The sequence below is a fragment of the Pseudanabaena sp. FACHB-1998 genome, from assembly GCF_014696355.1.
Lineage (GTDB): Bacteria > Cyanobacteriota > Cyanobacteriia > Pseudanabaenales > Pseudanabaenaceae > Pseudanabaena.
This window is the reverse complement of record NZ_JACJQA010000027.1, coordinates 41187-54342: the sequence shown is the minus strand read 5'-3', so window position 1 is coordinate 54342 and position 13156 is coordinate 41187. Positions and strand designations below refer to the sequence as shown.

15 protein-coding genes are annotated in these 13156 nt (G+C 42.9%); 7 read left to right on the top strand and 8 right to left on the bottom strand.

Features of this window, described 5'->3' with window-relative positions:
• Nucleotides 1-143 precede the first annotated feature (143 nt).
• Nucleotides 144-1442 (top strand): DUF58 domain-containing protein, encoded by a 1299-nt coding sequence (locus tag H6F42_RS10505; RefSeq protein ID WP_190399309.1) that lies wholly within the window; start codon nt 144-146, stop codon nt 1440-1442.
• Nucleotides 1443-1507: 65 nt separating this feature from the next.
• Here the strand turns inward: H6F42_RS10505 and hemW are convergent, their stop codons facing one another.
• Nucleotides 1508-2683: a radical SAM family heme chaperone HemW gene (hemW, locus tag H6F42_RS10500; RefSeq protein WP_190399308.1), complete on the bottom strand. Its 1176-nt coding sequence runs from the start codon at nt 2681-2683 to the stop codon at nt 1508-1510.
• Nucleotides 2684-2924: 241 nt separating this feature from the next.
• On the opposite strand from hemW, the gene H6F42_RS10495 reads away from it, so the two are divergent.
• Both H6F42_RS10495 and hisS read left to right on the top strand, forming a co-directional pair.
• Entirely contained in the window at nt 2925-5225 is a 2301-nt protein-coding gene (locus H6F42_RS10495) for a caspase family protein (RefSeq protein ID WP_190399307.1), read from the top strand.
• Nucleotides 5226-5457: 232 nt separating this feature from the next.
• The gene (gene hisS / locus H6F42_RS10490) at nt 5458-6723 is read left to right on the top strand and encodes a histidine--tRNA ligase (protein WP_190399306.1); all 1266 of its coding nucleotides are present in this window, start codon (nt 5458-5460) and stop codon (nt 6721-6723) included.
• 95 nt (nt 6724-6818) lie between these two features.
• Here the strand turns inward: hisS and H6F42_RS10485 are convergent, their stop codons facing one another.
• From H6F42_RS10485 to bfr (H6F42_RS10455), 7 genes are all read right to left on the bottom strand, one after another.
• Nucleotides 6819-7160, bottom strand: coding sequence for a DUF5615 family PIN-like protein (locus H6F42_RS10485; protein ID WP_190399305.1), 342 nt, complete (start codon nt 7158-7160; stop codon nt 6819-6821).
• A complete protein-coding gene (locus tag H6F42_RS10480; protein ID WP_190399304.1) occupies nt 7160-7486 on the bottom strand; it encodes a DUF433 domain-containing protein in 327 nt (108 codons plus the stop codon). The genes H6F42_RS10485 and H6F42_RS10480 overlap by 1 nt, the downstream gene beginning before the upstream one ends.
• A 180-nt stretch (nt 7487-7666) precedes the next feature.
• On the bottom strand, nt 7667-7900 hold the full coding sequence (locus H6F42_RS10475) for a hypothetical protein (RefSeq protein WP_190399303.1): 234 nt from the start codon (nt 7898-7900) through the stop codon (nt 7667-7669).
• A gap of 211 nt (nt 7901-8111) precedes the next feature.
• A complete protein-coding gene (locus H6F42_RS10470) occupies nt 8112-8867 on the bottom strand; it encodes a hypothetical protein (protein WP_190399302.1) in 756 nt (251 codons plus the stop codon).
• Between the two features lie 14 nt (nt 8868-8881).
• Nucleotides 8882-9433 (bottom strand): hypothetical protein, encoded by a 552-nt coding sequence (locus H6F42_RS10465; RefSeq protein ID WP_190399301.1) that lies wholly within the window; start codon nt 9431-9433, stop codon nt 8882-8884.
• A 510-nt stretch (nt 9434-9943) separates the two neighbouring features.
• Nucleotides 9944-10411: a bacterioferritin gene (gene bfr / locus H6F42_RS10460; RefSeq protein WP_190399300.1), complete on the bottom strand. Its 468-nt coding sequence runs from the start codon at nt 10409-10411 to the stop codon at nt 9944-9946.
• Between the two features lie 71 nt (nt 10412-10482).
• Nucleotides 10483-10947 carry a bacterioferritin gene (gene bfr, locus H6F42_RS10455; protein WP_190399299.1) on the bottom strand — a complete coding sequence of 155 codons (465 nt, stop codon included), beginning with the start codon at nt 10945-10947 and terminating at the stop codon, nt 10483-10485.
• A gap of 373 nt (nt 10948-11320) precedes the next feature.
• On the opposite strand from bfr (H6F42_RS10455), the gene H6F42_RS10450 reads away from it, so the two are divergent.
• The 4 genes from H6F42_RS10450 (at nt 11321) to H6F42_RS10435 (ending at nt 13064) form a co-directional block, all read left to right on the top strand.
• Complete coding sequence (locus tag H6F42_RS10450; RefSeq protein ID WP_190399298.1) at nt 11321-11494, top strand: (2Fe-2S)-binding protein; 174 nt, start codon at nt 11321-11323, stop codon at nt 11492-11494.
• Nucleotides 11495-11582: 88 nt separating this feature from the next.
• Nucleotides 11583-12023, top strand: a complete 441-nt coding sequence (locus tag H6F42_RS10445) for a hypothetical protein (RefSeq protein WP_190399297.1) — start codon at nt 11583-11585, stop codon at nt 12021-12023.
• A 76-nt stretch (nt 12024-12099) separates the two neighbouring features.
• Nucleotides 12100-12594, top strand: coding sequence for a DUF393 domain-containing protein (locus H6F42_RS10440; RefSeq protein ID WP_190399296.1), 495 nt, complete (start codon nt 12100-12102; stop codon nt 12592-12594).
• Nucleotides 12591-13064: a tryptophan-rich sensory protein gene (locus H6F42_RS10435; RefSeq protein ID WP_190399295.1), complete on the top strand. Its 474-nt coding sequence runs from the start codon at nt 12591-12593 to the stop codon at nt 13062-13064. Before H6F42_RS10440 ends, H6F42_RS10435 begins: the two co-directional genes overlap by 4 nt.
• The last annotated feature ends 92 nt before the right edge of the window (nt 13065-13156 follow it).

The following is a 13156-nucleotide window of genomic DNA, read 5'->3' as shown; positions in this document are numbered from 1 at the left end:
TTAAGCTAACAAAGTGACTCTAGCAAATTATTATAGCGATCGCCAACACTATGGAGTGGGGTTTCTGTTTTGCCTTGAAAAAATCGCACCACCTCATTGAGCTTAGATGATCGGCGATCGCGTTAGAATATTTTAAAAACGATATGGCAAATATCACAGGCGATCGCCAGAAATCAATCAAAAGGCAAAAGAAACCATCTAAGATCAAGCGCTTTTTTCGATGGTTAGAACGGCGATTTGCGACACCAGAATTTATTGGGGGAATGTATGGCTTCTTGTCGTTGTTCTTCTTTATGGCGGCGACCAATACATTATCAGGGTGGTTGTATGTCATTAGTGGGGTGAGCTTTGCGCTATTGATCGTCGGAGCCGTGATGCCCAAGCGATTACTAGCGGAAATAGTCGTCGTGCGATCGCAGGTTGATCCTGTGAGTGTTGGTGATGATTTGTGGGTAGATTTAATCATTCAGAATACAGGTAAAACCGAGAAGCGTTTATTAGAAGTTCGCGATATTTTGCCAGAAAATTTTTCCTATATTCCTAAACAGGACGAAATCATTACCTCCCAGCGTCAGCATCCTGACGAAGACAAAAAACTCCCTCAAAAAACTATCGAAGTAATCGCTCCCTATCAGCAATACCGATGGGCTTATGAGGCAAAAACCCATAAAAGAGGTGTATTTGATTTTCGCTCCACAGAAATTGCTACTTCCAGTCCTTTAGGATTATTTAGAAGCCGTCGCGCCTGTCCATCGGGTCAAAAAATTATTGTTTATCCTACCGTACTGCCTCTCGATCGCTGTCCTTTAGTGGATCAGTTAGGCAAAGATACCAGTCCGCGTCAATATAGTGATGAGCATAATTATAATAATGCGACAGAAGGTTTGACAAAAACCCTGCGTCCCTATCGCTGGGGCGATCCTACGCGCTTAATCCATTGGCGCACTAGTGCGAAGTTTGGGGAATTACGGGTGCGTGAATTGGAAGTAACTATTGGTGGGCAGGAAGTAGCGATCGCCCTTGATACTTCCGCAGGATGGCAACCTGAAGCCTTTGAAGAAGCAGTGGTAGCGGCGGCTTCGCTCTATTTCTATGCTCAAAAGTCTAAACTGAGCGTCAGACTTTGGACAACAGATACAGGAATCGTACAAAGCGATCGCACCGTCTTAGAAACCTTAGCTGCTGCGAAAATTGCCAATGATTCTATCGTACCTAATATTCTCAAAGAATTACCAGATCTGCCGGTGGTGTGGCTTTCCCATCGCAGTGATAGCATCGCTTATCTTCCCTTTGGTAGTCGCTGGATACTATGGCAAGCTGCCACAAAGGTGAATATTCCCAATCAGAGATCGCTAGGTTTAACGATTGAAACGATCTCTGATAATGAAGATGGAAGTTACAAGTCATTGCGATCGCAACTTCAGGAATATCTAAGTCTATAAAGAAAGTTCGCTAAGCAAATTTAATTATACGAAAACCTATAAAGAGAGGCGCGATGCGCCTCTCTTTATAGGTTTTCGTACAGATCGGCAATGATAATGTCAGAGAATAACCAGCCTTCGGGGGTTACTAGCATAATTCGCAGATCATCTGATTCTTGAACCAACTTAACCCATTGCTGATTTTGATAGGGATAGAGAATTTGTAAGGCGCAATCGCTTAGTTCTGTTCCGTAATTTGCTTGTAGCCCCTTTAGGCTTAATCCTTCGGCTAAACGTAAACCCTGCATGAGTGTATCTATTAATTCTTCGACAGGCTCTAGGATTGGTGCAGTAAACTTAATTCCTGACGTTTGCCATAGCGCGATCGCTTCTAAATATTCGCGCATTTTTCGAGGGCGATCAATTCTTTGGCGATTGATGTAGCTAGTTGCACCCATGCCCATGCCATAAAAGGGCTGATTATGCCAATAGGTCAAATTGTGCCTTATTTGATAGGAAGGTTTAGCGTAATTCGAGATTTCGTAATGCTCATAGCCCATAGATGTCAGCATCTCATGGGCGAAGATATACATCTCCACTGTTAAGTCGTCCGTTGGTAATGGCTTAGCTCCCGCTTGATAGCGTTTCTCAAAGGCAGTTCCCTCCTCAATGGTGAGATCGTAAATAGATAGATGGGTTGGCTCTAGGGCGATCGCTTCCTTAAGTGAAGTTTGCCAATCTGCCATCGTCTGATTGGGTAGTCCTGAAATCAAATCTAAATTGAAGTTCTCAAAACCCGCTTGTTTAATTGCAGATACTGCCTCATAAATTTCGCTGACGCTATGCCCACGCCCACAGAGGTCTAACAATTCTTGTTGAAAAGCCTGTGCGCCAAGGCTGATGCGATTAACCCCCAAACGGCGATAATCCCTCAAAGTTTCAAGGCTGACTGTCCCCGCATTAGCTTCAAGGGATATTTCGGCATTAGAGGCGATCGCAAATTCCTGTGCGATCGTCTCAAAAATTTGCGCGAGTTGCGATACTGACAGAAGGGAAGGCGTACCCCCACCCAAAAAGATGGTTTCTAAAGGTGCGCTCGGAGGAATCTCCTGAACTGTCAAAGCAATTTCTTGACACAGCACATCAACATATTGTTGTTTGAGCTTTTTGCCCCCCGTTGTAATCGCAAAGTCGCAATAAAAACAACGCCTTTTGCAAAATGGAATATGCAGATATAGGGATTTAGGAAAATTATGCTTCAAGGCAATGCAACTTAGTAAAGAACAGATTTTTTGTGGTGCGGCTTAGCCGCACCACAAAAAATCTGTTCTTTATATTACCCGAAACTATCGCGATCGCCAGAGTGACTAAGTAAAATTACTCAGTGAAAAAACCATCGAACAATTTGTCAAAAAAACTTCAAAAAAACTTAAAAGAGAGTCATTTAATCAGCTTTAATTAGAAGTGCGATCGTCAAACAGCAAAGGAATTCACGGCATAAATATGGGGATTGCACGGCGACAATTCTTGCAAGCGGGTCTGGCTAGTCTGATGGGCTGGCAATTTCTCAGCCGCGATCGCTTGGCATTTGCCGCAGAGCAGTATGCCCATCAAGCGAGTGTCTCGACACAGCGCAAACGAGCGCTCCTGATTGGCATTAATCAATACGATGCTAAAGAGGAAGTCCAGACTAATCCTCAGAATTTTTCACAAAATTTTTCACAAGGGTTTAATCAAAATGCCGTGACTAATGGATGGTTGCCCTTGCATGGTTGCGTCAATGATGTGGAGTTACAAAAAGAATTATTAATATATCGCTTTGGCTTTGCGCCACAGGATATTCTCACCTTGACCGATCGCGAAGCAACTCGTAGCAATATTGCCGAGGCAATTACCAGCCATTTGACGGCTCAGACCTTGCCCGATGATTTGGTACTGGTGCATTTTAGCGGACATGGTTCGCGCCTTGGCAATTACAATACGCTCGTACCCGTTGATAGTGGTTTACCGCAAAATCTCGATACTTTGCGGGATATTCCTTTGCAGGAGTGGCAAACTTGGCTAAATGCGATCGCCACAGATCGGATTTTATCGGTGATTGATGCTGGTTTTTATTATCCCAATACCTCCGCGATCGGTAACTTTCGCTTGCGATCGCGCATTGGGCGCAGTGATTGGCAACCAAATGATTTAGAGACGATGGAGCCGCAAGTTAAGGGAGCCACTTTACGGGCAGCAACGGGGGATATGCTCTGTGCAGATGCCCAATGGTCGGGCTTTAGTAGTGGCGCGTTTACCTATGCCCTCGTCCAGCAGTTATGGCAAATTACACCGCCCAAGTCGATTCAAGTAGTGATGAGTGATTTGGCAACTACGCTCGATCGCCGTGCTTTGCACAATGAAAATCTCAGTATTAACAAGCAAATTTCGGAGATGGTAGAAATTGATCCTGCGAAGCAAAAGGCGATCGCCACCAGTACCTTTGCGCCATTGTTGCCAATCCCTGACTTTGGTTGCGATGGCGTAATTACCAATAGCACAGGCGATCGGCGTACTGCGCATATTTGTCTGGCGGGTTTGCCGATATCTGTATTGAGCAACTATGCTAATGGTTCCATTTTGAATGTGATAGCTGCGAGTATTCCTAAAAACCTTGAAGAAGTAGGTTTTCTAGAAAGTTCTATCCAAAGTTCCATCCAAAGTTCTAATTCAACTTCTCAAAACATCTCAGCAGTTTCTATTCCCAAAGCTAATGTGCAATCCTTAAACGTAGTCCAATTAAAATCTCGCAATGGATTTAATGGCAAGGTGGAAGTATTAGGCGATCGCGTATTGCAAAGATTGGAAATAGGGCAGTTATTGCAAGAAGCAATGCGAGCGATTTCCCATAATGTCAAATTGGCGATCGCCCTTGATGTGGGCTTAAGCAAAATTGAGAGGGTTGATGCTACTAGCGCTTTTTCGACTCTGCCAAATATGTTTGGAGTGAATGCCAATGAGCAATGCGCGGATTGTTTATTTGGAGTGCAGTCGGCAAGCTATGGACTATTCACGGTCGGACATACGCCCATTCTCGGCTCCTTTGGTTCCGTTGGTGAGTCCGTTGGCGTAGCAATCAAGCGTTTGCAACCTTTTCTCGAAAGCTTACTCGCCGCGAAACTAATTCGCTGTACCGAAAATCAAGCATCCTCTCTTTTAGATGTGCGTACTACTTTTAGGGCGATGATTGGAGTTGATGGACGCTCGGTCACTATTGCCAGCAAAGCCTCAGCAAGGGGGGTGCAAGTCCCCAATAGTAATCTCAGTAATTCTATTCGGACTAAGCCTATCAATATCGGCGATCGCCTTGAATGCCAAATTGAGAACTTTAGCAATCAACCTCTATATATCAGAATTTTTTGTCTCGATCCCCGCAGTAAAATCTTAACTCCCAATTTTATTGCGACTCCCTATGCCAATGATGGAGTGATTCCTCCGTCCGAAACACTTACTATTCCCTATCCTAAATCGCCGATGAATTGGTCTGTGTCTGCGCCGAAAGGGATGGTCGATGTCCATGTGGTGATCAGCACATCGCCATTGTTACAAGTTGCCAAAATTCTTGAGGCATCACAGCGTCAAACCTCGTCTTTGAATGGACTAATTGCGATTCCCAATGCTTTACAAGTCGCTCAAGCCCTACTCATGGATTTAGATCGAGCGGGCAAACCCTCTGATTTCATGAATACGAATAATGCTAATGAAGCATGGATGCTCGATGTGCGCCAATGGGCAACTTTCAATTTTAGTTACGAAGTTGCTTAAAAAAGCCTATAGCAAATTAAGTTTTGCTTAGGACATAAAACCCAAAAAGCGAGTGGCGGCGCTTCGCGCCGCCACTCGCTTTTTGGGTTTTGATTTGTACTGGCTAACTCTTGCTTTGCCATAGGCTTTTGGTTTTTAACTAATAGTGAGTTATGCTTATTCATACCAATTTGGGCTTGATTGTCTAAGATCTCTATACTTTTCAACAACATCACCGAAGTTATTTGCATCCATGTCTTCATTACAGGTCACCCGCGGCACTCGCGATATTCTCGCTCCCGAAATTTATTACTGGCAGCAGTTAGAGACAACTGCGCGTCAAATCCTTAGCCAAGCCGCCTATACCGAGATTCGCACGCCTCTTTTTGAAGCAACTGAGTTGTTTGCGCGGGGCATCGGTGAAGCCACAGATATTGTTGGCAAGGAAATGTACACCTTTAACGATCGCGGCGATCGCTCTCTGACTTTGCGACCTGAAGGCACGGCTGGTGTGGCGCGATCCTATATCGAGAATAAATTATTTGCTCAAGGTGGTGTGCAGCGTCTCTGGTACATGGGTGCAATGTTTCGCTATGAACGTCCCCAAGCAGGTCGCCAGCGTCAATTTCACCAATTAGGGATCGAAGTATTAGGTAGTGCCGATCCGCGTGCGGATGCGGAAGCGATCGCGATCGCTAGTGATTTTTTGCAAGCTGTGGGTTTAACTGATCTTGTAGTTGATCTCAACTCGGTGGGCAGTGCTGAAGATCGGGTTGCCTATCGTCAAGCACTGGTGGACTATTTCACGCCTTTTGTGGAAGAAATTGATGCTGATTCTCGCGATCGCCTCACGCGCAATCCTTTAAGAATTCTCGATAGCAAAGACAAGCGCACTCAAGAAATTTCTCAAGATGCACCGAGCATTCTCGATTATTTAAGCCCTGAGTCCCAACAGCATTTTGAGCAAGTCCAAAGCCTATTAACGGATTTGCAGATTTCCTATCGCATCAATCCGCGTCTGGTGCGTGGCTTAGACTACTATACTCGTACCGCTTTTGAAATTCAGTCCAATCAATTGGGCGCACAATCGGCAGTCTGTGGTGGTGGACGTTACGATCGCTTGATTGCAGAACTTGGTGGCGCGGATGTGCCTGCGGTAGGTTGGGCGATCGGCTTAGAGCGTCTGGTCATTCTCATGCAACAGGTTGCCGAACAAAAACAAGCGGCGATCGATTTCTATGTCATTTCACGAGGCGAACAAGCGGAAGCTAAGTCTCTATCCATTGCTCAAATTCTTCGTAAGGCAGGATTTACAGTGGAACTCGATGTCAGTGGTGCGAAGTTTGACAAACAATTCAAACGGGCTAGTAATGCCAATGCAAAAGCTGCTGTGGTCATCGGTGATAGCGAAATCGAAGCAGGGCAAGTCCAAATCAAATGGTTAGAATCTGGTGAACAGGAAGCGATCGCGATCGCCGATCTCAGTGACAGTTTTGAGGTGCTAAGACAAAAGTTGTAGTTAGAGATTGCTATATTGCAGAACTTGAAGAGATGGGTGGCAGGCAAAAACAAGCGATCGCCTTGAATTTGCGTATACGATTCTCTAATTTGTGATTACTTGGCGGGGCGCACCACACTAATTAATTTCCCTGAAAACGGGTATTCTTTCAACAGAGCTTCATGAATGCGTTGTGCTAAGGCAAGTCGGTTCAAGTCATCTGTACAAATAACAATTCCTGCATGGGTTGGAAAAAGTCGATGCAATCGCTTAAAATCCTTTCGATTTAAGGTTAAAACTAATCGTTCGTTATCACTAGCAAAGGTAAGAACTTGATCGTCAGGGATTTTTAAGTTAGCATTTCCTGCTTCTTGAACGGTGAGAATATCATGCCTAAAATTCCGTAAATGTTCTACGACCTCAAAAGGAAACTGTTCATCAGCATATAAACGTGCCATTAGTCTTCTTCGTTTTCCTTAATAGCGAGTGCAATTTCTTCTGGATAGGCTGTAGCATAAACCCAAGCATTAGCGAGGTCAGTTGCTGAGAGTGTCGGATAATCTTTTAAAAGTTGAGATTCGCTAATACCTAAGTTACGCGCATTAACTAATACCCATACAGGAATGCGGGTTCTAGCTACGCAAGCATCACCTCCACAGACATTGGGCGTTTTCTCAATTCCCCTCCAAGGGCTGCTTAAACTCTGGACTAATATCTGAATTGCCTGTGCTTTTTCATTGGGGGTTAGGGCAAGTAGTTGTGGCTCTAGATTTTGAAGTGTCATAAAACTGCTACCAACTTAAGAGCATTAGGATAATCAATATTATAAAAGAACAATTTCTCTCAATAATTATGCAATATTAGAATTTACTGAAATTAAGATAAACTCAAAACAATATCAGAAGTTGACAAAAAGTATGTTCAGATATTGATGAAAGAATATAAAATTGCCTAGGTACTAAAACTAAGGATTGGCGGGAATGAGATAAGGAGCATAAACAACGCCACGATTTATGAAGCAAGTAAAATCGCAGTACATGTTGCCCACATAAACCCATTGGGAATCATAGCCAAATTCCTTATTACTCCTTGTAATATTTGTCCAGATTACTGTCCCATTATTAAGGGTACGGTTAATTGAACCATTTGGTGAATCTCTCACGTTTAATGGCGTTCCCGTTGGATCGTCAACAATCATTTTTCGGTATTGTTGTCCGCAATTATAAACATACCCTCTATCTAAATTCAGCTTGTAATCGGCGCAAGGGTCGGCATTGGCAGGGGTAACAAAAGTCGATATCGTACCTGCTGTAATTACTGCGGATATACCTAGGAATTTCAGAACAATCGCATTACTTGGTTTCATTAGAGTTCTCCTTTTAATGAATGTTAGGTAGACAAGTGATGCTTTACTCAAAAGGTTGGGGACTGTAGTACCAGTCGCAAAATTTAGCATCGCCACGACAATCGATGTAAATTCTCGGATCGAGTTTGCCGCGATCGCCTCCCAATGCAGGGTAATCTTGCGAACAAGTGGTATTCGACTGATTGCGATTACAGTTAGGTTCTTCAGGTGTCTCCAGTTGAAATTGAGATGGGATTTTGCCATATTTCCGAAAAAGTCCGCCAGTCGATTGAAAATCTTCCAATCCTTTGGTGTTGATTGTTAGATTTTCGTAAGAAGCATATTTCTCACAAGTCCAGTTGTAGGATACAGAACCGTATTTAGATGTCTCGCTGAAGATTTTACAATTTGTGCCGATGCCCGTTTTTTGTGGATTGTACAAATATGTATTGCCTGTATCTCCAAGTTTGCTAAAAGAACCTTTAATTGGAAACTGATTAGGTTCATTTTGAGTATGTTCGTTATTAAACCAAGTTGGGCATTCTTTAAGTTTAATATTGCGTGATTGACAAGTGATTTTAGAAGTCATCACCCATTTCGCTTTGCGATCGCCATCCAAACAAATTAGCGTGTGGGTTGAGCCGTAGCTAGTACTATTGCCGCCAGTCCAAATGTGTTCGATTTGCTGATTAGTTGAGCATTCAAAGAGGTTGTTGGATTTAACTTCTCGGTACATTACCGAGCCAGCAGCTAAAACTGGCTTAGCGGTCAGAGTAATGGCTCCTAAAGCAAGAATCGTTAAAATTGGAAGATTTTTCATTTTTCTGGTAATCACTATAGTGTGGAATCAAAACCCCATTGATATTGAGAAATTACACCATTGGGGGTCTGTACTCTTCTGCTGTAAGTCGCTTCCAGTTTCACTTGCTCTTCGGGGGATTGAACCGCGAAAATATTAATGAAAGTTCTCGCCGTGTTATCAGAGAAGAACCCAACATTTGCCGATCCTTCGATCCAATAAGCAAAGCTAACCATACCAACATTGTTGCAATCAGCCATAATCTGCGAAGCCAATGTAGCCATCAGTTTCGGCGAACTATATAGATTGGATATTTCACCTAGTACAAATATAACGCGCTCAGTTCGGTCTGAAGGATAACCGTAATAGCCGTTCTGAATGGTGTTTTTGTCAATCTTTACTTGTGGATTACCCATACCACCGCGTGGTGATTTCCAAGGAACGAAAAAGCCTCTTTGGGTGAGATCGTCTTTGACATTGGAGATCGCATCATCGCAACTCAATCTCGAATCGGGCGGCACATTGACGATCGCTTGTTTTTGATTGGCGATCGCTAAACTTGGAATAAATAAACCAGCGAGACTCAAAAAAATAGACAGCGGGCAGGAGCAAAGTTTCAGCATTGATTTAACTAACATTGCTAGGGTTTAACGAAGAAATTAACAACAATACCCTTTGATCGTTTACTTATATGAATTTAGATTATTCATATAAACATGGACATCCCCTGATGAAAGTGTTTGTCAAGTCTTTAAATAATATCTTTACCAATCTATAAACATATTAAATATTGTAAAAATCCCATTTCAACTTCTTCTCTTCGATTCCCTCTGGGGGTATCACAAGTGATCTCCAAATCATGAATTATTGATAAACGCTAGGTTGTTTACTTCCCAAAATATATAGCGGATGACTCGGACATCCTGATTTAGTAATTCCTAAACAATGAGGTTGAATATTCTGTTTAGATAACAACTCCAAAATAAGGCGATCGCACGGTAGAACTCAGTTTTATCGATGACCCCACCTTTTTTCATCAATCTTCTTACCCGAAAACTAAACAAAAGGGCAACACTCAGTGCTGCCCTTCTCTAATCTTAAGCTTGTGATTGCAAATAATTTTGCAATCCTAGTTGCTCGATCAATTTGAGTTGCTTCTCTAGCCAATAGGCATGATCTTCTTCCGTATCAGAGAGAATACCAAGCAAAATCTTGCGGCTGTGATAATCCTGTTCGCTCTCACAGATAGCGATCGCTTCCTTAAGATCGCCAATCACCTTGTACTCATAATTCAAATCATTCTGCAACATCTCTGGGACAGTTTTCCCAATATTGAGTCCATCCTGTTGGGATAGATCGGGAGTACCACCTAGAAATAGAATACGCTCGATCAATAAAGCAGCATGTTGAGTTTCATCCTGCATCTCATGGTTAATGCGCTCGTATAGCTTATTCAGCCCCCAGTCCAAATACATCCGTGAGTGAGTAAAGTACTGATCTCGCGCTGCTAATTCTCCACACAACAACTTAGACAATTGTTGCAAGACTTTCTCACTACCTTTCATAATATTCCTCAATTAATTTCTAAAGTAATCGTTCCAGAATTGATGACATATTCCATCAATTTTCCCAAAAGCTAAATCATTGACTGCAAGAAATTGGGTAAACCCGCATTCTCAATTAGCCAAATTTGCGATTCTAGCCAGTCAATTTGTTCTTCCGTCTCTTCTACTAGTTTGGCAAATAAGTCACGGCTAACAAAATCCTGCTCTGTTTCGCAGGTGACCACGGCTGATTGCAGTCCATCACGTATTTCTGTACATAGAGTCAGATCGTTGTTCAATAACTCAGGCACATTCTCACCAATCAACAACTTACCCAAATTTTGTAAATTGGGTAGTCCTTCCAAAAAAAGCACGCGCTCGATCAGATCATCAGCCTGTTTCATGGCTTTGATGGAGTAGCGATATTCGCGATCGTTGAGTTGATTTAATCCCCAGTTTTTGCACATCCGCGCATGGAGAAAATATTGATTAATCGCTGTCAGTTGTGTCTTAAGAGCTTCATTAAGCTGACGCTTTACATCTAAGTTGCCTTGCATTGCCAACTATCCTAATTTACTGAATGACCTTAGCTTATTTATAGCAGTTTTCAATAGTAATTCTCAATTATAGAAAGAATCTCTAGAGGCTTATTCCTAAAATTTTATATTCCTAAACCCTACAATCTGGTGTTTTGCCTACATAGTCATTACCATCTAGTAGCTACCCATCCAAGGATTAGCGTTGCGGCGCTTCGCGCCACAACGCTAATCCTTGGGTTTTAATGTCTATTTTTATACTGGGGCAAGAACGTAAATCCGTAATTTATACATACAGAAAAACAATACTGTACTTGACTAATTTATCACCATACAGAATAATGACAATTACTCGCAATAAAATCAATTAATTTTTAAAAGAGTTAATACGCACATGTACGTTTGTATCTGTCATGCTGTAACTGAAAAAGACATTCAAAAGGCTGTTGGTAATGGAGTTTCTTCGATCGCTAAGCTATCAGAAGTCACGATGCTAGGTACGCACTGCGGTTGCTGCACTCAGCACGCGCACCAAGTTTTAAATCAATGCACTAACAAGCCTGTTTAATTCAATTCTGGTGGTAAAAAGATTTTTTGCTTTGAGCAATCCTCTTAACACTATAATCTTGGCAGATTTTTAAAATGTTCTAGCCATTATGCCCCTTTCTGCCTCAGCTTCATCTCGTGCTGAATTACTCTCTGCCTTGCTACTAGAATTGATGGAAATTTTGCGCGATCGCCAAGGTGACACATGGTTAGCGATGGTTCGGATTGCGGCGGGGAAGTCGGCAACCATTGCGATCGATGATACTCGCTTGTATGTGGCAGCCGAAAATGGTGAAGATCTCCAGCTTAAAATCAGTGCTGCCGATCCTGATGTCGAGAATTCCTTTGAGAGTAAGGGAAATGCCCTAAAAGATGTCATGTTTGGGCGATCTTCCCTTGAGAAGTGCGTAGCCTCTGGCAAAATTTTTATTCGGGCTAGTTTTAGTGATTTATTAAAAATTCGTTCCGTAGTTGCGGCAGTGTTGCTAGATTCCGCGATCGAGCCAAGATTACTTAGCCTTTGGGAAAGGTTTGATCGCGAATGGCAATAGCAAGTTGAAGTCAGGCTGTTCCTATTTTATCCCCATAAAAATCGAGATAAAATAGAAATAGCCAAATCATCAGCTTATGAAAATGACATCTTCGCAGACGCTCCCAAAAATTCCTGATCGCACTAGCTCAACTTGGAAAATCAAATTGCTTTTTGATGGCGCTTGCCCTCTTTGTGTACGCGAAGTCAACTTCTTAAAGCGCAAAGATGGCGATCGCGGGTTGATTAAATTTGTGGATATCGCCACCGATGATTATGACGCTGCGGACAATGCGGATATTGACTTTGTCGCCGCCATGGGACGCATTCATGCAATCCTACCCGATGGCACAATTATTCAAAATGTGGAAGTATTTCGCCAAACCTATGACATCCTCGGCATTGGCTGGATTTATGCAATTACCAAGTTGCCTCTAGTCGGATGGCTAGCCGATTTTCTCTATGGAATTTGGGCAGACTATCGACTCTTACTTACAGGTCGTGCTGATCTAAAAACCATTGTCGCCGAACGTGAGCAACGCCTCAAAGCTTGTGATGAACGCTGTTCGATCGCCAATCAGGAAACATCATGATTATTGCTTGGTTGGCGATCGCGGTAATCTGCTTTGTAATTGGCTTTGCCCTGAACAAACTCTTTCCTGCGGACTATAAATGGTTTATGCGCTTGCGTCGTCCGCGATGGCTGACCTTTGAAAAAGCAATTCCTTTTATTTGGATCGCGATTTTTATTTGCGGAATTACCTCGGCGGCTTTCCTCTGGGAAGCGCAACCAGCAACCATTAGCACATGGTTGCTCATGGCGAGTTATGGGCTTGTCGAGATTGCGATTTTAGCCTATACCCCAGTAATGACCCGTTTACGAAATGTAAGGGTTGGCGCGATCGTGGGAGCGATCGGTTTTATATTGGGAGTAATTTTAACCGCTCAGGTTTGGCAAGTTTCCAGCTTGGCAGGATGGCTCTTAGTGCCATATTTGCTATGGAGTCCTGTGGGTACTTATGTAACATGGGTCATGGCAAGACTTAATCCACCCGAAATTTAGATAGCCCCCGTCCTTTATGTTAAACCCCAAAATAAATCTCAAAGAGAGTTACGGTGCTTTGCACCGTAACTCTCTTTGGGGTTAACCGTATT

Bases quoted from the DNA above. Each gene is read 5' to 3' on its own strand.
- H6F42_RS10505 (WP_190399309.1), top strand. From the start codon at position 144: ATGGCAAATATCACAGGCGATCGCCAGAAATCAATCAAAAGGCAAAAG.
- H6F42_RS10495 (WP_190399307.1), top strand. From the start codon at position 2,925: ATGGGGATTGCACGGCGACAATTCTTGCAAGCGGGTCTGGCTAGTCTG.
- hisS (WP_190399306.1), top strand. From the start codon at position 5,458: ATGTCTTCATTACAGGTCACCCGCGGCACTCGCGATATTCTCGCTCCC.
- H6F42_RS10485 (WP_190399305.1), bottom strand. From the start codon at position 7,160: ATGGCACGTTTATATGCTGATGAACAGTTTCCTTTTGAGGTCGTAGAA.
- H6F42_RS10480 (WP_190399304.1), bottom strand. From the start codon at position 7,486: ATGACACTTCAAAATCTAGAGCCACAACTACTTGCCCTAACCCCCAAT.
- H6F42_RS10475 (WP_190399303.1), bottom strand. From the start codon at position 7,900: ATGATTGTTGACGATCCAACGGGAACGCCATTAAACGTGAGAGATTCA.
- H6F42_RS10470 (WP_190399302.1), bottom strand. From the start codon at position 8,867: ATGAAAAATCTTCCAATTTTAACGATTCTTGCTTTAGGAGCCATTACT.
- bfr (WP_190399300.1), bottom strand. From the start codon at position 10,411: ATGAAAGGTAGTGAGAAAGTCTTGCAACAATTGTCTAAGTTGTTGTGT.
- bfr (WP_190399299.1), bottom strand. From the start codon at position 10,947: ATGCAAGGCAACTTAGATGTAAAGCGTCAGCTTAATGAAGCTCTTAAG.
- H6F42_RS10450 (WP_190399298.1), top strand. From the start codon at position 11,321: ATGTACGTTTGTATCTGTCATGCTGTAACTGAAAAAGACATTCAAAAG.
- H6F42_RS10445 (WP_190399297.1), top strand. From the start codon at position 11,583: ATGCCCCTTTCTGCCTCAGCTTCATCTCGTGCTGAATTACTCTCTGCC.
- H6F42_RS10440 (WP_190399296.1), top strand. From the start codon at position 12,100: ATGAAAATGACATCTTCGCAGACGCTCCCAAAAATTCCTGATCGCACT.
- H6F42_RS10435 (WP_190399295.1), top strand. From the start codon at position 12,591: ATGATTATTGCTTGGTTGGCGATCGCGGTAATCTGCTTTGTAATTGGC.